Annotated in this window: 18 protein-coding genes; 14 read left to right on the top strand and 4 right to left on the bottom strand. The window is 53.8% G+C overall.

What is annotated here, in order from left to right:
* The first annotated feature begins 85 nt into the window (after positions 1-85).
* From ribF to FWJ25_RS20015, 11 genes are all read left to right on the top strand, one after another.
* Positions 86-1057 carry a bifunctional riboflavin kinase/FAD synthetase gene (ribF, locus tag FWJ25_RS16160; protein WP_149601300.1) on the top strand — a complete coding sequence of 324 codons (972 nt, stop codon included), beginning with the start codon at positions 86-88 and terminating at the stop codon, positions 1055-1057.
* Between the two features lie 62 nt (positions 1058-1119).
* Positions 1120-3939, top strand: a complete 2820-nt coding sequence (gene ileS / locus FWJ25_RS16165; RefSeq protein ID WP_149601301.1) for an isoleucine--tRNA ligase — start codon at positions 1120-1122, stop codon at positions 3937-3939.
* Positions 3939-4454 carry a signal peptidase II gene (gene lspA / locus FWJ25_RS16170; protein WP_149601302.1) on the top strand — a complete coding sequence of 172 codons (516 nt, stop codon included), beginning with the start codon at positions 3939-3941 and terminating at the stop codon, positions 4452-4454. Before ileS ends, lspA begins: the two co-directional genes overlap by 1 nt.
* Before the next feature lie 5 nt (positions 4455-4459).
* Positions 4460-4912: an FKBP-type peptidyl-prolyl cis-trans isomerase gene (gene fkpB, locus FWJ25_RS16175; protein WP_149601303.1), complete on the top strand. Its 453-nt coding sequence runs from the start codon at positions 4460-4462 to the stop codon at positions 4910-4912.
* Positions 4913-4948: 36 nt separating this feature from the next.
* Complete coding sequence (gene ispH / locus FWJ25_RS16180; RefSeq protein WP_149601304.1) at positions 4949-5902, top strand: 4-hydroxy-3-methylbut-2-enyl diphosphate reductase; 954 nt, start codon at positions 4949-4951, stop codon at positions 5900-5902.
* Between the two features lie 194 nt (positions 5903-6096).
* Positions 6097-6552: a GspH/FimT family pseudopilin gene (locus FWJ25_RS16185; RefSeq protein ID WP_188093648.1), complete on the top strand. Its 456-nt coding sequence runs from the start codon at positions 6097-6099 to the stop codon at positions 6550-6552.
* On the top strand, positions 6549-6968 hold the full coding sequence (gene pilV, locus FWJ25_RS16190; RefSeq protein WP_188093649.1) for a type IV pilus modification protein PilV: 420 nt from the start codon (positions 6549-6551) through the stop codon (positions 6966-6968). The genes FWJ25_RS16185 and pilV overlap by 4 nt, the downstream gene beginning before the upstream one ends.
* Positions 6965-8008 carry a PilW family protein gene (locus FWJ25_RS16195; protein ID WP_149601324.1) on the top strand — a complete coding sequence of 348 codons (1044 nt, stop codon included), beginning with the start codon at positions 6965-6967 and terminating at the stop codon, positions 8006-8008. The genes pilV and FWJ25_RS16195 overlap by 4 nt, the downstream gene beginning before the upstream one ends.
* Positions 8008-8532: a pilus assembly PilX family protein gene (locus FWJ25_RS16200; RefSeq protein ID WP_149601306.1), complete on the top strand. Its 525-nt coding sequence runs from the start codon at positions 8008-8010 to the stop codon at positions 8530-8532. Before FWJ25_RS16195 ends, FWJ25_RS16200 begins: the two co-directional genes overlap by 1 nt.
* 21 nt (positions 8533-8553) lie before the next feature.
* Positions 8554-12282, top strand: a complete 3729-nt coding sequence (locus tag FWJ25_RS16205) for a pilus assembly protein (RefSeq protein WP_149601307.1) — start codon at positions 8554-8556, stop codon at positions 12280-12282.
* Between the two features lie 53 nt (positions 12283-12335).
* Positions 12336-12737, top strand: coding sequence for a type IV pilin protein (locus FWJ25_RS20015; protein ID WP_281292553.1), 402 nt, complete (start codon positions 12336-12338; stop codon positions 12735-12737).
* Positions 12738-12800: 63 nt separating this feature from the next.
* Here FWJ25_RS20015 and FWJ25_RS16215 read toward each other — a convergent pair whose 3' ends face one another.
* From FWJ25_RS16215 to FWJ25_RS16225, 3 genes are all read right to left on the bottom strand, one after another.
* A complete protein-coding gene (locus tag FWJ25_RS16215; protein WP_149601308.1) occupies positions 12801-13367 on the bottom strand; it encodes a GspH/FimT family pseudopilin in 567 nt (188 codons plus the stop codon).
* 94 nt (positions 13368-13461) lie between these two features.
* Positions 13462-14844: a sigma-54-dependent transcriptional regulator gene (locus FWJ25_RS16220; RefSeq protein WP_149601309.1), complete on the bottom strand. Its 1383-nt coding sequence runs from the start codon at positions 14842-14844 to the stop codon at positions 13462-13464.
* Positions 14845-14899: 55 nt separating this feature from the next.
* Positions 14900-16543: a sensor histidine kinase gene (locus FWJ25_RS16225; protein ID WP_149601310.1), complete on the bottom strand. Its 1644-nt coding sequence runs from the start codon at positions 16541-16543 to the stop codon at positions 14900-14902.
* A gap of 91 nt (positions 16544-16634) precedes the next feature.
* On the opposite strand from FWJ25_RS16225, the gene FWJ25_RS16230 reads away from it, so the two are divergent.
* Positions 16635-18299: an NAD+ synthase gene (locus tag FWJ25_RS16230; protein WP_149601311.1), complete on the top strand. Its 1665-nt coding sequence runs from the start codon at positions 16635-16637 to the stop codon at positions 18297-18299.
* 51 nt (positions 18300-18350) lie between these two features.
* On the opposite strand, the gene FWJ25_RS16235 is transcribed toward FWJ25_RS16230, so the two are convergent.
* A complete protein-coding gene (locus FWJ25_RS16235) occupies positions 18351-19184 on the bottom strand; it encodes an outer membrane protein assembly factor BamD (RefSeq protein ID WP_149601312.1) in 834 nt (277 codons plus the stop codon).
* Positions 19185-19317: 133 nt separating this feature from the next.
* Here FWJ25_RS16235 and rluD point away from each other — a divergent pair, with 133 nt between their 5' ends.
* On the top strand, positions 19318-20295 hold the full coding sequence (gene rluD, locus FWJ25_RS16240) for a 23S rRNA pseudouridine(1911/1915/1917) synthase RluD (protein ID WP_149601313.1): 978 nt from the start codon (positions 19318-19320) through the stop codon (positions 20293-20295).
* Positions 20285-21043 carry a peptidoglycan editing factor PgeF gene (gene pgeF / locus FWJ25_RS16245; protein ID WP_149601314.1) on the top strand — a complete coding sequence of 253 codons (759 nt, stop codon included), beginning with the start codon at positions 20285-20287 and terminating at the stop codon, positions 21041-21043. The genes rluD and pgeF overlap by 11 nt, the downstream gene beginning before the upstream one ends.
* Positions 21044-21107 lie beyond the last annotated feature (64 nt).

The following is a 21107-nucleotide window of genomic DNA, read 5'->3' on the forward strand; positions in this document are numbered from 1 at the left end:
TCCGGCTCCGGTTGGCCTTGTATCACCAGAGGCCAGAGAGGCCTGCAACGCTGAAAGCTAAATAGCAAATGAAGGTTTGCGCTCCATGCGTCTTGTCCGTGGTCTGATCAATCTGAATACGCTGTCCCGGCGGGAAGGTTTCCCCTTCGCGCAAGGGTGTGTCGCGACCATTGGAAACTTTGACGGCGTCCATGTTGGTCACCAGACCATCCTGGAGCAGGTAAAAGAGAAGGCGGCAGCGCTTGGTGTGCCTTCGGTTGTCATGGTATTCGAGCCCCAGCCCCGGGAGTTCTTTCAGGGGAGTGAGGCGCCTCCTCGGTTAATGTCTTTCCGCCAGAAGTTCGAGGCGCTGACCGCCCTGGGGATCGATCATGTGCTGTGTCTGCACTTCAATAGCCGTTTCCGACGCCTGACCAGTCAGGAGTTTATTGATACGGTTCTGGTTGACGGCCTGCGCGTTCGCCATCTGGTAGTTGGCGATGATTTCCGGTTTGGTTGTGACCGGACGGGTGACTTCATGTTGCTCCGGGAAGTCGGACGCGAACAGGGATTTACTGTTGAAAATACCCGCACGGTTACGGTCGCGGGGGAGCGTGTCAGCAGTACTCGTGTGCGCGAACGGCTCAATGTGAACAGGCTGGAAGAAGCGCAGGCTCTTCTGGGGCGTCCCTACCGTATCCGCGGCCGGGTGGTTTACGGTCGGCAGTTGGGACGGGAAATCGGTGCGCCTACCGCCAATATCCTGCTGCAGCGGATGGCACCGCTGCAGGGCGTTTATGTCGTGTCCGCAAAGCTGGAAGAAGGCACGATTTATGATGGTGTTGCCAATATTGGGCTCAGGCCCACAGTCGATGGCAAACAACCGGCGCTGGAAGTGCACCTGTTTGACTTTGCTGGCACACTCTATGGCCAGCACATAGAGGTCGTGTTTAGGCACGGCTTGCGTGAAGAGATCAAGTTTGATTCTGTTGACGCGCTGAAACACCAGATTGCCCGGGATTTCGATGATGCCCGGGGCTGGATTACTGAAAACGGTTCCTGCAGGACTGCCGGCTGATGCCGGTGGCCTGGAATAGTGATTACTGACCCATACCGACCAAAAGAGTACGCACAAAGACCATGAGCGACTACAAGCATACCCTGAATCTGCCGGAAACCGCCTTCCCTATGCGCGGTAACCTGGCCAAGCGCGAGCCGGACATGCTCAAGCGCTGGCAGGATCTCGATGTCTACGGCAACCTGCGCAAGCAGCGTGAGGGTAGGGACAAGTTCATCCTTCACGATGGACCTCCCTATGCAAATGGCAGCATTCACATCGGTCATGCGGTCAACAAGATTCTCAAGGACATGATCGTCAAATCCCGTAGCTTTATGGGCTATGACGCGCCCTATGTTCCCGGCTGGGACTGCCATGGCCTGCCGATTGAACACAAGGTGGAGCAGGAAATCGGCAAAGCCGGCGTTAAGGTGGATTACAAGACGTTCCGCCAGGCCTGTCGTGACTATGCCACCAAACAGGTTGAAGGCCAGAAAGCAGACTTTATTCGCCTCGGTGTGATGGGTTCCTGGGACAAACCATACCTCACCATGGATCCGAAGGTTGAAGCCGGCATCGTGCGTGCTCTGGGCAAGATCGTTGCCAAGGGGCATCTGGTTCGCGGGTATAAGCCTGTTTATTGGAGCGTGGTCGGACAGTCGGCGCTGGCTGAAGCCGAGGTTGAGTATCAGGATAAAACATCTACTCAGATTGACGTGCGTTTCACGGTGGTCGATCAGGCGAAAGTTCTGGAATCGTTTGGTACTGACAAGGGTGAAGGTGATGTGTCCGTTGTCATCTGGACAACCACTCCCTGGACAATTCCGGCCAACCAGGCGGTATCTCTGGGCGCAGACATGGACTATGCGTTGGTTCAGGTCGATGCCGGGCAAGGGCCTGAGAGGATGGTTCTTTCTTCTGAAATGGTAGAAGGCATCATGGCGCGCTGGGGTATTGAAGACTACAGCGTGTTGGGCCATGCCGCAGGTTCTGCGCTTGAGAACCTGGCTCTGCATCACCCGATTTACGACAAGCAGGTCCCTGTCATCCTTGGCGACCACGTTTCCACCGATGCGGGTACCGGTGCTGTCCATACGGCGCCTGACCACGGCATGGAAGACTTTGAGGTTGGTAAGGAATACGGCATTGGCACCATCAATCTGGTCAAGGCCGACGGTACTTACACCGAAGCTGCAGGCGAATTTGCCGGTGTCCACGTATACAAGGCTGATGAGCCGGTGTGTGCGGCTCTGACCCGGGAAGGGAAGCTGGTGCGGACCGAGAAGTTCCAGCACAGTTACCCTCACTGCTGGCGGACGAAAACACCGCTGATCTACCGTGCGACGCCGCAGTGGTTCATCAGTATGGACAAACTCAATCTTCGCGCTGATGCCCTGGAAGCTATTAAAGGCGTGCGTTGGGTGCCTGCCTGGGGGCAGAACCGGATCGAAGCCATGTTTGAGCAGAGTCCGGACTGGTGTATCTCCCGTCAGCGCACCTGGGGTGTGCCGATCACCCTGTTTATCCATAAGGAAACCCAGGAGCTGCATCCGGATACTCAAGAGCTGTTTGAGAAGGTTGCTGAGGCCGTTGAAACCGGCGGCATCGATGCGTGGTATGACATCGACCAGAACGAATTGCTGGGCGCCGATGCAGATCAGTACGAGAAAGTGCTGGATACCCTGGATGTATGGTTTGATTCCGGTGTCACCCATGATTCGGTTCTGCGGGTTCGTCCTGAGCTCGGCCAGTTCCCTGCCGATATGTACCTGGAAGGCTCTGACCAGCACCGGGGCTGGTTCCAGTCGTCCCTGAAGACCTCTATCGCGATGAATGGCGTTGCGCCTTACCGTCAGGTTCTGACTCACGGATTTACCGTGGACGGTTCGGGCCGGAAGATGTCCAAATCCTTGGGTAACGTTATTGCGCCCCAGGAAGTGATGAATGAACTGGGTGCGGATATTCTGCGTTTGTGGGTTTCGGCAACGGATTACAGTGGCGAGATGACGGTGTCCAAGGACATCCTGCGCCAGACGGCCGATGGGTATCGTCGTATCCGGAATACCGCTCGCTTCCTGCTCAGCAACCTCAACGGCTTTGATCCGGAACAGCATCTGGTTGCGCCGGAAGAGATGATTGCCCTGGATCGCTGGATGGTGGATCGTGCGTTGCAGCTGCAGAATGAACTGCACGAGGATTACGGCAACTACGCTTTCCTGCGGATTTACCAGAAGGTTTACAACTTCTGTGAGGCGACCCTGGGTGGTTTCTATCTGGATATCATTAAGGACCGCCAGTACACGACGCAGGCAGACAGCCTGGCGCGTCGTTCCTGTCAGACCGCGCTCTATCATGTCGCAGAAGCCCTGGTACGTTGGATTGCACCGATCCTCAGCTTCACTGCCGATGAAATCTGGCAGCATCTGCCGGGGCAGCGTGGCGATACCGTATTTTACGAGACCTGGTATGAAGGGTTGAGCCAATTGCCGGAAGGCTCGGAGTTGGGGCGTGACTACTGGCGCGAGATTTACGGTGTGAAAGAAGCCGTGAACAAGTGCCTTGAAGAAGCCCGTGCCCGTGGCGAAATCAAAGGCTCACTGAGTGCAGAAGTGACCCTGTACTGCGAGGGCGATCTTGCGGCAGACCTCAAACACCTGGGAGAGGAATTGCGCTTTGTCCTCATTACTTCTGAAGCAACGGTGAAGCCGGCGTCTGAAGCGGGTGATGCGGAACTGACCAGCTACGAAGGGCTGCGAGTCAGCGTAACGCCTGCGGCACACGCGAAGTGCGAGCGCTGCTGGCACCACCGTGAAGATGTGGGCCAGCATCCGGAGCATAAGGATTTGTGTGGCCGTTGCGTGACCAACGTAGATGGGGCTGGTGAAGCCCGCTCCTTCGCTTGATGGAAGCGTCAATGACGGAAGACATGATCGGAAGCAAGCTCAAGTGGCTGTGGCTGGCTGTGCTCGTTGTGATTATTGATCTGGGCACGAAGGCCATGGCTACGGCTATGCTGACGTACGGTGATCCGGTGCCCGTGATCCCTATGTTCAACCTGACGCTGCTGCATAACACAGGGGCTGCGTTCAGCTTCCTGGCTGAAGCGGCCGGGTGGCAGCGTTGGTTCTTCGTCACACTGGCCCTCGTGGTCAGTGTGGTACTGATTATGTGGCTGCGGAACCTCAAGCACCATGAGACCTGGACCGCCATCGCGATTACCCTGATTCTCGGGGGTGCCCTTGGCAATGTATACGACCGTGTGGTTCACGGCTATGTTGTCGATTTTCTGCATTTCTACTGGCAGGACTGGCATTTCCCGGCGTTTAACCTGGCCGACACCGCGATCACTATCGGTGCTGGCATGATGATTCTGGATATGTTCCGCAAGCCGGCTGATGGCGCGGAAGGGAGTAACTGAAGCCCATGAAAGAACTTCCCGTAGATAAAGGCACCCGGGTCCAACTTCACTTCGCCCTGAAATTTCAGGACGGCGAAGTGGTTGATTCGACCTTCGAGAAAGAGCCTGCCACTCTGGAAATCGGCGATGAGAACCTGCCGGAGAACTTTGAAGCCTACCTGATGGGCATGAAGGCCGGGGATCGGGAAAGTTATGAAGTGCCGCCTGAGAAGGCCTTCGGCCAGCATAACCCGAATAACGTACAGACCTTCAAACGCCATGAATTCAGCGCAGATATGGTGCTGGAACCCGGTGTCATGATTTCCTTTGCCGATGCACGCCAGAGTGAACTGCCTGGGGTGGTCTGCCGCGTTGAAGGTGACGAGGTAGAGGTAGATTTCAATCACCCTTTGGCAGGGCGTACACTGATCTTTGACGTAGAAATCCTCGACGTCGAACCAGCCAAGCCAACCCACTGACCTTCGGTCATCGACAGGACATAGCGGGAAATCACCATGCAGATCAGACTCGCCAACCCTCGCGGCTTTTGTGCCGGTGTGGATCGGGCCATCGAAATCGTCAATCGTGCACTGGATGTGTTTGGCGCACCCATCTACGTGCGTCATGAAGTGGTCCACAACCGGTTTGTGGTGGAGAACCTTCGTAACCGCGGTGCGGTGTTTGTCGATGAGCTGCATGAAGTGCCCGATGACACGCTGGTGATCTTCAGCGCCCATGGCGTTTCCCAGGCAGTGCAGAATGAAGCCGCCCGCCGTGGTTTGAAAGTATTTGATGCCACCTGCCCGTTGGTGACCAAGGTTCACCTGGAAGTCATGCGATACAGTCGTGATGGCCGCGAGTGCGTGCTGATCGGCCACCATGGCCACCCGGAAGTAGAAGGGACCATGGGGCAGTATGACCACAGCAACGGTGGCGAGATCTACCTGGTTGAGAATGAAGCCGACGTAGCAGCCCTGGAAGTAAAAGACGCATCCCGCCTTTCCTATGTTACCCAGACCACTCTCTCCATGGACGACACCGCACGGGTGATCGACGCCCTGCGGGAAAAATTCCCGGAGATCCAGGGCCCCCGGAAAGACGATATCTGCTACGCCACCCAGAATCGCCAGGATGCCGTTAAGCAGCTCGCCGGCGATTGCGACCTGATGCTGGTGGTGGGCTCCCCGAACAGTTCCAACTCCAACCGGTTGCGTGAGCTCGCAGAACGCATGGGCACGCCTGCGTATCTGATCGATGAGGCTTCGCAGATTGATCCGAAGTGGCTGGAAGGGAAGACGGCTGTTGGTGTGACCGCTGGCGCTTCCGCGCCGGAAGTTCTGGTAAGTGATGTAATCGCCAGGCTGCAGGAACTGGGTGGTGAGGTTCCTGAGGAAGTTGCGGGCAGGGAGGAAAACATTGTGTTTTCTATGCCTAAAGAGCTTCGGATTGATGTGGTTGAGGTTTCCTGAACTTCAGCTCTAGCTCCATATCGCAATTAATGTCCTAGTCCTTTCCCTGTTATGCCTTTAATAAAACGTGCCTGGTTCACAGGATGCGTTTCATCAATGCCATTTGTCCTGCATCTTTGACCGTTTATCCATTCGGGTTGGAGGTGGGTTATGTTTTCTGATTTCATCATCATAGCCAAACTTGGATGCCGTTTATGCTGACTCTGAGAAATAATGTGCACAAGAGTAATCGAGGTTTCACGCTGATTGAGTTGATGGTGGTCATCGCTCTCATTGCTATTATTGCCGGATTTGCCGTCCCCCAGATGGGCAGGCTTATCGAGAATAATCGTGTTGTATCAACGACAAACTCTGTTGTCGGAATGCTGAACTACTCCCGCTCTGAAGCTATTCGTCGTGGAGCGTTGGTTAAAGTGACGGCGTCAGCGAACACACTCACCTCGACGCTAAGTGGGGACGGAACCGTGCTGAGGGTGATGGAGCCTGCGGAAGGTGGTACGACCATATCTAATGGAACGCTGGACTTTCGGGCCAACGGCCTGGCGAGTGCGGCAGTGACGTTTACTGTATGTTCTGGAGATGCAGAGGGGCGCCAGGTTGGAGTAACAGTCGGCGGGCGGATTTCGACAACAGATGGTGGGTGCCCATGATTATCGAGAATGCGAGGGCGAGATTTGTAACGATGCGTTCAGTTCCGCAGAAAACAAAAGGCTTTACGTTAATTGAAGTATTGGTGGCGTTATTGGTCTTGTTGATTGGATTACTTGGGGTTGCGGGATTGCAGTTGTTGTCTTTGCAGCAGGCAAATAACGCGAATGTTCGATCGCAGATTAATCTGCACACGGAACAAATGGTCGAAATGGTGCGGGCTAACGGAGGTAGTGCATTGGCCAGCGGCGATGTGGATGCCTGGGAAGCTGCACTGCTTCAAGACGTGCCTACCGCATCCGCCAATATTCAGTTTAACGGTAATGTTGTGAACGTCACCGTTACATGGGATGAGCGTGAGTACGGCAGCTCTGAGGAAGAAAAGACCTATACCTATACGGCGAGGTTGGAGCAATGATTGCATTGTCACGAAACGCAGGTCTTTCGTTGATAGAAGTGATGATTGCGCTGTTGTTAGCGATGATCCTTACTTTAGGGCTTACGCAGATATTCGTTGCGAATAGCCAAAGCTTTCGCTTGGCGGAAGCGTCTTCCAGGGTTCAGGAGATTGGCCGGATGTCGACCTCCTTTTTGGCTCGCGAGATACGTAATGCTGATTATTGGGGGTGCTTACGAGACCTGACAAATTTGAATAGCACCTTGAATTCTGGCGGCCCCTTCAATGTGTCAGCCCTGCTCAGGGGGTTAGACGTGGAAGATGGTGTTGGTGCCGGAGGTTCTGATCGTATTTCGTTGGGGGGCACAAACGGTAACAATGCCGTGCGTGTGACATTTCAGCCGTCCCAGAATGCCGCGAACCTGAGGGTTGATGATAGTGACTCGTTTAATGAGAACGATATCCTGATTGTAACGAACTGCAAGAATGGCGATATCTTCCAAGTTACCAATATCAATAACAACAATGAAGTTATTGTTCACAATAGTGGGAATGTGAACGAGGGGCCAGGTAATTACACTCAAAAATTGTCTACCAATTACAATGATGACCCTGAGGGAGCATCGGTATTTCGACCTCGTCAGCAGCGTTTTTACCTCCGTGATGAAAATGGCCGCCGGGAGATGGTTTTTGACGGCGTAAATGTTACCGGCGGAGTTGCTGGTGTTGGATTGTTCCAAAACCCTATTGCCATCTTGGAGGATATCCGAGATCTCCAGGTTCAACTCGGAGTGGACAACAACTCAGATAGGGAAGTTGATGTCTGGGAAGATTCTGACGGAACTGCAACACAGGCTGACAATACCGTAGCTCTGCGTTATAGCATCTTAGTGCGTTCCCCTGAGGATAATGTCACCGATGGCGGTCAGAGTTACTGCTACCCAGGGTGGTTGGACTGTGTTGATGACGACACTCTTCTAACCACCGTTGGCGATGATGATACGTTCCTGTATCGCGTTTATACCGCAACGACGACTCTTAGAAACCGTATAGGGGGGTGATGATGAAAGGCCTTTCTACAAATCAGCGCGGTGCCGCTCTCATTTTATCTTTGCTCATGTTGCTGGTCCTTTCATTGCTTGCGATATCTAGTATGCAGGGCACAGTACTGCAAGAACGGATGGTTTCAGCTAGCAGAGAGGGAGCTACCTCTTTGGAGATTGCAGAGTCGGGAATTCGGGACGGGGAAATTGTCCTTGATGGGATAAACGTCCTGTCGGCATTTGACGGAACGGATGGCTTATATGGTCCAGATGATACGCCACCAGATCCAATGAACTATGATTGGGCTGGCAGTGAGGACGTACTGGACGGCACTGCTGTTGGTGGAGTAACCCCCCGTTTTTACATTCAGCATATGGGGGAAGCCAATCAGCCTGAACGACTGACTGATGTGGTGGTTGAAGGCTATACCCATGAAACCGGTTCGCTTAATGCCCAGGCCTTTAGAATAGTATCCTGGAGCCCTGGAACATCCGGGGAAGCCAGGCGGGTTATAGAAACCTATTACGCCCGAGACCTGTAAACGGTGACTGGAGGAGTATCCATGAAGAATATAGTGAAACACCTGAAAGGTGCCGTTATTGGGTTGTGTCTGGTGGCTCCGGTTACCGGCTATGCTGCGCCGGGCGTGATCGCAGATGAACCGTTGTACCTGGCTGGTGGTCGAGGCGTCCCAGGCAATCTGGTTCTTACGCCGTCAGTGGAGTATCCAACGCTGCAAAGTATAGCCAATATCGATAATGACTATGCCAGCAGTAAAGAGTTTACGGGCTATTTCGATTCTGGAAAATGCTATGTATACGATTACGACGCTACAGAGTCAGAGCGTCACTTTTACCCGACCTCGTTAACCAATTCAAGAACCTGTGGTGGGGCTGGTGAGTGGAGTGGCAACTTCCTGAACTGGGCTACAACTCAAACCATTGACCCTTTCCGAAAAGTTTTGACAGGCGGGTATCGGGTCCGGGATACGGCAACCGAAACATGGTTGGAAAAAGCTAGACATCCTGGACAAAGCGGCTTCCAGCGAATACTCGAAGGCAGTACGGCCGTTGCAGGGGCAACACCGTTTACAGCAGACAAGATAACGATCCTGATCAGCGGTCAGGGTATTAGTATGAATTTTAGTCTGAATAACCTGCTGCCCTACCAGAATGTACATAACTATAATCCCAGTACCTTTGACTATTGGGATGACTTTAGTTATCGGGCTGCTGTTCGTGTGAAGGTTTGCGACGCTTCCGTTGGAGTCGAGGACAACTGCGTTCAGTACTCCCAGGGGTGGAAGCCTGAGGGGGTTATCCAGAAGAACGCAGAGACTATTCGGTATAGTGTTTTTGGCTATCTCAATCACTCCAGTAATGTCCGTGATGGTGGTGTTCTGAGGGCTCGCCAGAAATTTGTTGGGCCAACTATGACCACTCCAGAGAATGGGGTGGTGGCGAATCCCAATACCGAATGGGATCAGGCGACCGGGGTACTGATTCGCAATCCAGATCCTGTAGATGCCTCCAATACGCCAGGGGTGATTGCAGATAGCGGAGTTATCAACTACCTCAACAAGTTTGGACAGTTAAATGATTTCAATCATAAGTCGCTAGATCCTGTCAGCGAACTTTACTATGCCGCAACAAGATACCTTAAAGGACTGCCTGAAGTTTCATCATACTCGGCGTTGACAGGGTATACGGACGATGAAATTGCCCGCTTTACGGACAACTTTCCAGTAATTGAAGACTGGGCTGATGATGACCCAGTTCAGTATGAATGCCAGCCAATGGCTATATTGGGTATTGGCGACGTCAATACTCACGACGATAAGAACCTCCCCGGGAATGACACGTATCGTCAGGATGAGCCAACGATGCCATCCGAAGTGCAGAACGATGATACGGTCAATGTGATTAGCCGTACGAACCAGGTGGGTGTTATGGAAGGCATAACAAGCCTTGGTGAGACTAATAGTTTTACGGGGCGCGAGAATTCTGCCTACATCGCAGGCTTGGCGTACGATAACCATATTACTGATATAAGACCCGGTAAGCCTGGTAAACAGACCATCAGCACTTATTGGGTTGATGTTCTTGAAAATCAGAAATTGGAGCCTAAGAGCCGCAATCAGTATTACATGGCTGCGAAGTATGGTGGTTTTAAAGTGCCAGATAACTTTGATCCTGACACTCAGACGGATGCTCTAGAGGAAGAGCTTTGGTATACGAACAATGATGTAGTTACCGTAGGTAATGTCAGCTTCAAGAGACCGGATAATTTTTATATTGCCGGTGAAGCGAGTCTGATGATTGCCAGTCTGGAACAGGCATTCGCTGATTTTGCCACAGAGGCTGAGGGTACGTCGTCAGGGGTTACCTTCAATACCGCAACGTTGGATACCGATACTCTGCTATTTGGCGCTAGTTTCGATTCGGCGACTTGGAGCGGGGAGCTTTACGCCCTGAATCTGGAGGAAGATCCGAATGGGGGAGCCCCGATTCTTGGGAATGCTGCGTGGAGCGCAAGTGAGGCGTTGGATGCCCGGGATATTCAAGCGAACCCGCGAAATATTATTACATACAGCGGATCGTCCGGACTGGCGTTTACCTACTCGAATTGGGCATCTTTCACTCAAGACCTCAAAGATGATTTGGAGTATGGCGATTCAACGCTCGCAGAAGCCAGAGTCAATTACTTGCGAGGCGATATTACTGATGGACGATTGCGGGAGCGTGCTAGTCGGCTAGGTGATATTGTTAATTCGACACCTGTATACGTGGGCGAGCCCAGTTTGAGCTGGCCGAACGCGGAGCCATTCGGAACAGCCGACCTCCAGAATCCGGCAAACAACAACCTTTACGCAGATTTCCGCGCCGAACAGGAGTTCAGAAGTCCGGTTATTTATGCGGGAGCCAATGACGGAATGCTTCATGCGTTCAACGTTTCGGACGGAAGTGAACTGTTTGCTTATATCCCGGAATTTCTGGCTTCTTCAGCTGACCAGGAAGGGCTGCATTTCCTGACAGACCCCAATTATCTTCATCGTTATTACGCAGACCTCGCACCAAGAGTGTCTGACATTTTCACTGCTGGACCCAACGGTGCTTCTGAAGATTGGCGGACCATCCTGATCGGAGGAGGTAGAACGGGAGCGAAGGGCATCTTTGCTCTGGATATCACGAATCCTTCGTCGCTTAGTGAAGGTAACGCCGCGAATATGGTTATGTGGGAGTTCACGAGTGACGATGATGACCGTTTGGGCTACATCACAGAACCTCCGACTGTTGGTTTAGCCGATTGGGGAAATCAAAAGGGTTACCGGTGGACGGTGTTCCTGCCGAATGGTTATAACTCGACAACTGTCGCTACAGGTCTGTTTATGCTCGATATTGAGGCTGGCTTGGATGGAAGCTGGGAAGAAAATGGAGACTATCGGTTTATTGAGTTTGACGGTGCCAACGATGCCACAGGACTGTCTGCTATTCGGCAGCTGGATATCAGCGGAGATCGGATAATCGACAGGATTTATGCCGGAGATCTGAAAGGTAATGTTTGGGTAGCAGAATCAGGTAACAATGGTTCTTGGAGCGACGCATACAATGGGCCTCTTTTTACTGCAAGTCGAAGTGGGGTTTCTCAGCCCATCACTTCAGCGCCGATGGTCGTGCGGAACCCTGTTGATGATGAAAATAATGCGGCTCCTGATCTGATGGTTTTGTTCGGTACCGGGCAGTATTTAACTCAGCCGGATACTGCTAATACCGATGTTCAATCGTTCTATGGAATTCTGGATAGTGGCGTGAGTGGTTTGGATCGATCAGACCTCGTGGGGAGAACTCTGTCTGAGACAACGATTACCGTGGACGGAACAAGCTACAACGTTAGGAGCTCCACCGGCGATGATTTTGATACTCAGAATGGCTGGTATGTAGATTTCACTACAGAAAGCGGCGAGCGCATTGTCCAGGCTCCGCAGGTTCGGGGGGAGTATGTTTTCGTAAACTCGACGGTTCCAACGAATAACCCCTGTGATGTCGGTGGTAGTGGTTGGATCATGGCTTTTGGGCTTGATGGCCAGACCCCGGATCGCGCTGTATGGCCAAAGCTTGGGGCCCCATATGTTGGATTTAAGACTCAGGGCGGCTTGCCGAATCCGACCAGCTTCTTGGGTGATTACGCCATTATTCCACGCTCCGATAACGAGCTACTCAGCGAGGAAATCGATGTGGGAGACCAGAACCCTTCTCTGGGTCGGATGAGCTGGCAAGAACTGTATGAGTAAAAGGTGTTTCCTTGAGTGAAACGGAATAATTAGGTTTTCAGGACTGATGCATTATGAAGGGTATGAATCGTCAATCTGGAATCACACTCATCGAGTTGATGATTGTGGTTGCAATTATCGGCATTATTGCCGCAATTGCATTGCCCAGCTACAGCCGGTATGTCGAGAATGCCAGAGCAGCTGATGCGAAATCCGCGTTGATGTCGCTCGCGAATGCGATGGAACGTTACCACACGCAGAATAACACCTATGTTGGGGCGGCTGTTGGTAACGGTGCGGGTGATATATTTCCGGCAGAAGCCCCCCTCGATGGTAGCGTTAAGTTTTACGACCTGGTGATTGTTGCTGCCAATACAACAGCGACCGCCTATCGACTGGAGGCTCAGGCCAAGAATGGGCAGGGTGGTGGCAATATTGTGCTTCTTTCGACCGGCGAGCGACAGAACTGGGATTAAACAGAGTCTCCACACAGAAATGAAACGTCGTCAGTGTTGGTTTCTGTGTAGAGTTCTTTGGTTTCAGGCTGAGCAGGAAATGGGCTGACCATCACTTCCTTCTACCACGCCGTCTCCATCCCTATCTTTGGATATGGATGGGCGGCCACCCATATTGATCCTGATTTGAGATGCGAGGCTGCTGTCGTTGTCTTCAGGACACCAGATAATGTTGCCTATTGCAAACCGTGCGATGCCAGTGGGTTGAAACTGGAAGTAGGGGCGGTTTGCAGAGCGGACGATTAAGTGCCCAGACTGGGGGGCGGCTAGTGTCCTTAAAAGCTGAGAGTCTGCAGTAAGTTCTTTAGCTCTTCCGGGGTCACGAAAAACGCTAATCGGACGGTTCCAGTCAGATATGCACTTGTTGTCTGAGCCCAATGGACACAACGTGATGACGCTGTGCTCCTGGATTGCAGTCGTTCGTGCAAGATTTATCAGCGATACGAGGTCATTCACTGCTGAGCGGCGGTTACTGGCGTCCCAAACTTGATTTAGGCTTGGTATGGCTCCTCCCAGGCAGACGGCACAAATGGCCAAGACAATCACGAGTTCGATCAGGGTAAAGCCCTTCTGCTTGTAGCTGTAGTCCATGTTCTCTTTCCTTGAGTAAATGAGAAGCGTCCTGCTTCAAATTGGGCGTAGAACGCCCGAAACGTATTGTAAATCCTGTTTGACGATTTTTAACCTACTCCATCCCCAACTTCTTCAACCGATACCGCAATGCCCGAAAACTGATCCCAAGCCTCTTGGCCGCCGCCGTCTTGTTCCATCGGGTAGCTTCCAGCGCCTGCTCGATGGCCTTACGCTCAATGCTTTCCAGATAGCCTTCAAGATCAATTTCACCCTCCGGTACCATGGAGGCATCAACATCAGGCTTGGCTTCCGTCAGGGAGGTGGGAGCAGGCGAACGGCTATTGCCATTGCCAAGGTGCAGGTCTTCCTCACCGATCTCGTCATCGTCACACAGCGTAAAGGCACGCTCCAGGATGTTCTCAAGCTCCCTGACATTTCCCGGGAAGTTGTACGCTTTGAGGCATTCAATAGCGTGCGGCGTGAGCGCTGCAGCGTCACATTCGTACTCTTTGGCAATTCGCCCGAGTATGTGTGCCGCAAGCATTGCAATATCTTCTGATCGGTCCCGAAGTGGCGGAACTGCCAGTTCAATCACATTGATACGATAGAACAGATCCTGACGGAAGCTGCCGTCTTGTACCAAATCGGCCAGATTCTTATGAGTAGCACTCAACACCCGAATATCCACCGGCACTTCCTGGCTGTCCCCCACTGGGCGTACGGCTTTTTCCTGAATAGCCCGTAGCAGTTTCACCTGCATGGCCAACGGCAGATCGGCTACTTCATCCAGGAACAGAGTGCCGCCGTTGGCGGACCTGAAAAGTCCTTCTTTGTTTTCAACTGCCCCGGTGAAACTCCCTTTTTTATGACCGAAGAACTCGCTTTCCATCAACTCTGAAGGGATTGCTCCGCAGTTCACGGCAATAAAGGGCCCGTCGCAGCGCGGTCCCTGCATGTGAATGGTCCGGGCAACCAGTTCTTTACCACTACCGGATTCGCCGCTGATAAACACGGGAGCCTGGCTTCGGGCGAGCTTTCGCGCCTGGTTTCGCAGCTTTTTGATCTGCGGTGAGTTGCCCAATAGAAGGCCAGGTTCATCGTGCCCCTGTTCCTGCTCCGAAGCTGGTTCCGATAGCTTCAGGGCGCTGCTGACCAGTTCCCGCAAGCGGGACAGCTCAACCGGCTTGGATACGAAATCAAAGGCTCCTGCCTTGAGGGATTCGATCGCGGTGTCCATGTTGCCGTAGGCAGTGATGACCGCCACCGGTGTCGTCGGAGAGTGTTTCTGAATCCACTGAACCAGCTCAATGCCGTTGCCATCGGGCAGGTTCATGTCCGTCAGACACAGGTGAAATGTGTTCTCTGAAAGAAGTGTCTTGGCCGAACCCACGTCAGGAGCTGTACGGGTCGAAATGCCCATTCGGCTCAGGGTGATTTCCAGCAGATCCCGGATATCGGGTTCATCGTCAACAATAAGGGCAGTGTGAGCTGTCATTCTGTTCTTGTCGGTTCCATGTCGTTAAAAAGACGCCCGAAATTTCGGTACTGCGTCAGATCATCCTGCCCGGGTGGGCAAATGTAATGCGAAAGCAGCAACCAGGTTGGTCATCTTCCACCAGAGACAGGTGGGCCTGATTAGCCTCGCACAGTTCCCGCGCCAGATAAAGACCAAGGCCTGTGCCGCTTTTGTCGGTTGTGAAGAAGGGCTCGAAGATTGAGGAGCGATCTTCCGCTTTGATACCCGGACCAAAATCCCGGACATCCACATACGCCCTCTCTCCGTCAGCGGTTACATCAGCATGAAGACTGATTCGTGGCTCGCCAATCCGTTGCTGGCTATAGCGCAGGCCATTATCGCAGAGATTAACCATCACCTGTTCGATCTGGCTTTTATCAAATCGTGCGGGCGGCAGGTCTGGATGGATCTCCAGGCTGATATGAGTCGTCTTGTTGTCCCGGGTTTGCAAAAAATCCTCACGAAACTCCCTTAGCCAGGGGCCGATTTCCAGCAAATCCGGATTGGCAGCGCGTCGCCGGGAGAGGTCCAGAACATTCTCGATGATGCCGTTTACCCGCCTGGAATGCCGGCGGATGATATCGAGCATCTGATGATCACCCTGATCGAGGTGAGTGGACTCTTCCATGAGCTGCGCTGCGTGGCTGATGGCTCCCAGAGGGTTGCGAATCTCATGAGCGATACCGGCGGTCAATCGTCCCAGGGAAGCCAGCTTCATCTGCTGAGCCTGTTGTGTAACCTTGCTCATATCTTCGATGAAGACCAGTATCTGATCGCCTCTGTCTTCATCTAGCTGAGTGAAGTTAACCTGCAGGAAGTGCGCTGTTGGCGACGGTTGGAATGGTTCAATGCGTTTTCTGGGGTCGTTTAGCCAGTCTTCCAGGCCAAGTTTAAGGGCTTGTGGCAAAGACATCAGGTGTTCCGGATGGGTATGCCCGTTGTCAGTGGCGCCAGAAAGCAGCTCTTCGGCTGCGGCATTGGCCAGACGGATAGAGCCATATCGATCCAGTACCAGGATGCCGGTTCGCATACGCTGGATAATCTGCTGGTTGATCTTTTCCAGTTCCGCAATACTCTTGGCCCGGCTTGAGGCGAGAGCTTCGCTGCGCATCATTCGAATGGAAATGTTCTGCAGTATGAACGCCGCCGCAAAATAGAGAATCCCGAGTGAGCCAGCTCGCACAATGTCGTCAGCGGGTTCGTTCAGGGCGAGAACAGCCCAGCCGGAAATGCCGAGTGAGCATATGGCTGCCAGTGCGGCATAGAATGTACCCATCCTGCTGGGCGTGAGGATGTTGCCCGCAGCAACCGAAACAATGACCAGATTGGCCAGACCGTTTGTTATCCCTGTGCTGGTAAACAGCAGTCCGTGCATCACCAGAATGTCCAGCAGGATGGAGATCGTGATATGCCGGTGGCTCGGCCGAAAGCCGGCCAGAATCGCAAGAGCGATGAAAGCATTGAGGGATAGATACCCTGCAACACCCGCCTGGTAGTACTCCAGTAACCGGAAACGGTTGTAGAAATTCTCCGGATCGACGAACAGCAGACCAAGGAGTACAAGGCTGACAACCAGGCGGTAATGATTGTAGATACGGAAGAGCTTGATCTGTTGTCGGCGAGTTGGTGCGATCGGGCGGGGGCTGACGGCTGTTTCCGGTATTGTATCCACTGCCATGGTTCGGGAATCCGCTGTTGGTCGGAGGAAATCCTTATCTTTGCGGGGTTATAATAGCCTTTTCATGGCAATAAGTTACAGGAGCCGTTTTATGTCCGTTTCCGGGACGCCGTCATCCTCAGGCGCATCGCCCAGCAAACTGCGCGTGGTGATGGCCCAGTTAGATTTCCTTGTGGGGGATATCCCCGGAAATACCGATCTCGTGATTGACGCCACCCGCCGGGCAGCCCAGGAGCATCAGGCGGATATCGTCGTGTTTCCCGAGCTGTGTATTACAGGCTATCCACCGGAAGACCTGTTGTTGAGACCGAGTCTTGAGGTTCGGGTTAATGAAGCACTCGAACGGCTCAAGGAGTCCGGTCTCGGTCCTGCGATCGTGGTAGGTGCGCCCATTCGCAGCGGATCGTTGTTGTACAACGCGGCAGTGGTTATCGAGAAGGGCGCGATTACCGGGCGCTATTTCAAACGGTTCCCGCCAAACTATCAGGTCTTCGACGAGAAACGGTATTTTGCCGAAGGTAATGATGTGCTGGTCATGGATATCTGCGGCGTACCGGTGGGCATTACCGTTTGTGAGGACATCTGGAAGGATGGCCCGGTTGAGGATGCAGCCAGGGCGGGAGCCAGGTTGATTCTCAACCTCAACGCCTCGCCTTTCGATACTGACAAACAGGCCCGGCGGAAGGCTCTGGTGGAAAGAAAGGCTCGGGAAAACAGAGTCAGCATTGTGTATGTAAACCTTGTGGGTGGGCAGGATGAGCTGGTGTTTGACGGCGGCTCCATGGTTGTTGACCACTCAGGGGTTCTGGCCGCCGAAGTGGAACAGTTTCGTGAAGGTCTGTTCCCTGTAGATTTTCTTTGTGAGCACCATTGCCAGCCAGTGTCGCAGGCGCTGCCCGATGCGCCGTCATTGGAAGCGAATGTATATCAGGCGTTGGTGATGGGGGTGCGTGATTACGTCAACAAGAATGGCTTCAAATCCGTTGTTCTGGGGCTGTCCGGAGGCATTGATTCCGCTGTGACTCTGGCCGTGGCAGTCGATGCCCTTGGCAAGGACCGGGTCAGAGCCGTGATGATGCCATTTCGCTATACCTCCAGCATGAGTCTGGAGGACGCGGAGGCCGAGGCTGTTGCGCTTGATGTTCAATACGACGTGTTCTCCATTGAACCCATGTACGATGCTTTCATGGCCACTTTGGCAGGACCGTTTGAGGGTACGAAGCCGGATACCACGGAAGAGAACTTGCAGGCTCGCTTGCGTGGTGTCTTGCTGATGTCATTGTCTAACAAATTCGGCTCTCTGGTCCTGACGACCGGCAACAAAAGTGAGATGGCTGTAGGGTACTCAACCCTCTATGGCGATATGGCTGGCGGCTTTGATGTGCTCAAGGATGTGCCGAAGACTCTGGTCTTCAAGCTGGCCTGGTATCGGAACACGCTGTCGCCGGTCATTCCTGAGCGTGTCATCACACGTCCCCCTTCTGCAGAATTGGCACCGGATCAGAAAGATGAGGATAGCCTGCCGGGGTACGATGTACTTGATCAGATCCTCAATCTGTATGTTGAGCGGGATTTCAGTGCCGATGCCATCGTTGCCGAAGGCTTCCTGAGGGAGGATGTTGACCGGGTGGTTCGTTTGGTAGACATCAACGAATACAAGCGTCGGCAAGCGCCGATCGGGGTAAGGATCAGTGAACGGGGATTTGGCAAGGATCGTCGTTACCCGATTACCAACCGCTGGAAGAGCGGTAAATAGTGTAAACGGGGGAAGAAGGGGTAGATAACACGTTATCTACCCCTTTTTTGTTTATTCGTCGCCCATCAGGCCAAAGGTGACGACGCTGGACAGGGAGCGGTTTTCCCGCTTCAGTACATCGGCTTCGAATTCGCCGTCGTCGTTGAATGCGTCGCTGTCAGGAAAGTTCGTTCTTAACAGGGCAACGGCATCGTCCGCCCCTTTCTTGAGATCCATGAAGCGGAAGGTTTCAGCAAGGATAATCAAGGCTTCCTCGACAGAAGGTGTCGTCGGGTATTGTTCTATTACATAGCGAGCGCGGTTGTTGGCGGCGATATAGGCTTCCCGCTTGATGTAGTAACGGGCCGCATGCAGTTCCATCTCAGCCATGCGATTGCGGATCGCAATCATGCGCTGGCGCGCATCGGCAGCGTACTGACTATCCGGGTAGCGGTTCAGCAGCTCCGAAAAGTCCCTGAATGACTGGAGTTGTTCGCCGGGGTTTCTGGCGGAGACATCAACCGGAAAGTAGCGGGCCGCGAGGCCGATATCCAGGTTGTAGGATGCGAGTCCGCGCAGGTAGAGGGCGTAATCTGCATGCTCGCTCTGGGGATTCAGGCGGAGAAAACGGTCTGCCGCAGCACGGGCGCCCTCCAGATCGAGGTTCTGGTATCGGGCGTAGATCAGGTCGAGCTGGGCCTGCTCTGCGTAACGGCCAAACGGGTAATAGGTCTCCAGGGCGTCCAGATTGTCTTCGGCTTCATTGAAGTTGCCGGAGTTCATCGCTTCCCGGGCATTGTCGTAGTACGTTTCCTCCGGCAGCACCTCTTCCGGCTTATTTGAAGCGCAGGCGCTGATCATGACCACCAGAGTGGGCAGTAGCAGTAAACGGACAACTGATCTCATGCCGGATTCCCGTATAATGTCGATAAATTCAAAAGATCGGCCATTGTAGCGGGGAAGACGCCGCATGTGCAGAGTGTGGCCGGTTGTTTGGAAAATTCTATCTGAAACGTAACACATCGGCCCCGGGGGCTTAATGTCATCTGATAATCGAATTACCGCCAGTTTTGTTGTGCCACCGGAGCTGAGCGACCGCCGTCTGGATCAGGCTGCTGCAGAACTGATGCCGGAGCATTCGCGTTCAAGGATCCAGTCATGGATCAAGGCTGGCGCGCTTACCGTAAACGGCAGGGTCTGCAAACCCAGGGACAAAGTGATGCTTGACGACCGCTTGTCACTGGAGGCGGAGCCAGAAGCCCAGGTTACCTGGGAAGCCGAGGAAATCGAGCTGGATATTGTCTATGAGGACGAGCACCTTCTGGTAATCAACAAGCCGGCGGGGCTGGTTGTGCATCCTGCGGCCGGTCACGCGGCTGGTACTCTGGTAAATGCCGTATTGAGCCACGCCCCGGAGGTAGAGAATCTACCCCGCGCAGGCATCGTCCACCGCCTGGACAAAGACACGTCCGGTATTATGGTGGTTGCTCGCAGCCTTATTGCGCATACCTCTCTGGTTGAGCAATTGCAGGACCGGACCATGGGGCGCGAATATGAAGCGGTGGTTGTGGGTACGCTTACCGGTGGTGGTACTGTAGACGCACCCATTGGTCGGCATCCTCGCGAACGCAAGAAAATGGCCGTGGTGGCCTCTGGTAAACCCGCCGTAACGCACTATCGACTGGTGGAGCGGTTCGCTGCGCACACCCATGTCCGATGCAAGCTGGAAAGTGGGCGTACACACCAGATTCGGGTCCACATGGCCCATATCAAACATCCTCTGGTTGGCGACCCTGTGTATGGCGGACGCATGCGTTTGCCGAAAGGGGCAACGGATGAGCTGCGGGATGCGCTGGCGGAGTTCAGGCGTCAGGCACTTCACGCCCGGCAGTTGACCCTTGAGCACCCGGAAACCGGTGAGATAATGAGTTGGGAAGTTCCGCTGCCGGAGGATATGGTGGGGCTTCTTGAAGCGCTCAGGACGCATGTGAAAGAGATGGAGAACAATGAATTCTGAGCTTCCGCTGGTGACTCCGGAGTGGTTATCCTCACCCAAAGTCCGGGCGGTTTGCTCAACCCGGCTGGGCGGCTTCAGTCAGCCGCCCTGGGATAGCCTCAATCTGGGTGATCACGTTGCTGATGACCAGGCTGACGTCGACGCTAACCGGGACCTTCTGGCGAAAACGGTTAGCCTCGACGCTGGTCGTATCGGCTGGCTCAGTCAGGTTCACGGTACAGAGGTGGTAGAGTTAGGCGCCGGATTTTCCGGTGCCCGGCCCGAGGCGGACGCCAGTTTTACCCGGGTGCCCGGGGTGGCCTGCGCGATCCTCACGGCAGATTGCTTGCCGGTTATCCTGTGCGATCGCAGTGGCTCCGTGGTTGGTGCTGCTCATGCCGGGTGGCGCAGTCTCGCAGGCGGTGTGCTGGAGAATCTCATTGATTCGATGGGCGTTCCGGCACAGAACCTGATCGCCTGGCTCGGGCCCGCAATAGGCCCTGACGCATTCGAAGTCGGCCCGGAGGTCAGGGAAGTCTTCCTGGAATACGATTCCGGGGCGGTCCAGGCGTTTACGCCGTCGGAGCACCGTTCCGGGCACTATCTTGCAGACATATACGCGTTGGCCCGACAGCGCCTTGGTCGTGCCGGGGTAACGGCTATTTCCGGCGGAGGGTTCTGTACCGTCCATGATTCCAGCCGCTTTTTTTCTTATCGCCGGGATGGCCAGACGGGCCGTATGGCAACTCTGGTATGGCTGACCTCCTAGTTCAGGGCTCGTCCCGACTCTTTGATGACGCCCGTCAACTTTCTGACGGTTTGCGTCCCCGATA

Source organism: Marinobacter salinexigens (genome assembly GCF_008370345.1).
In the GTDB taxonomy this organism is placed as follows: Bacteria; Pseudomonadota; Gammaproteobacteria; order Pseudomonadales; family Oleiphilaceae; genus Marinobacter; species Marinobacter salinexigens.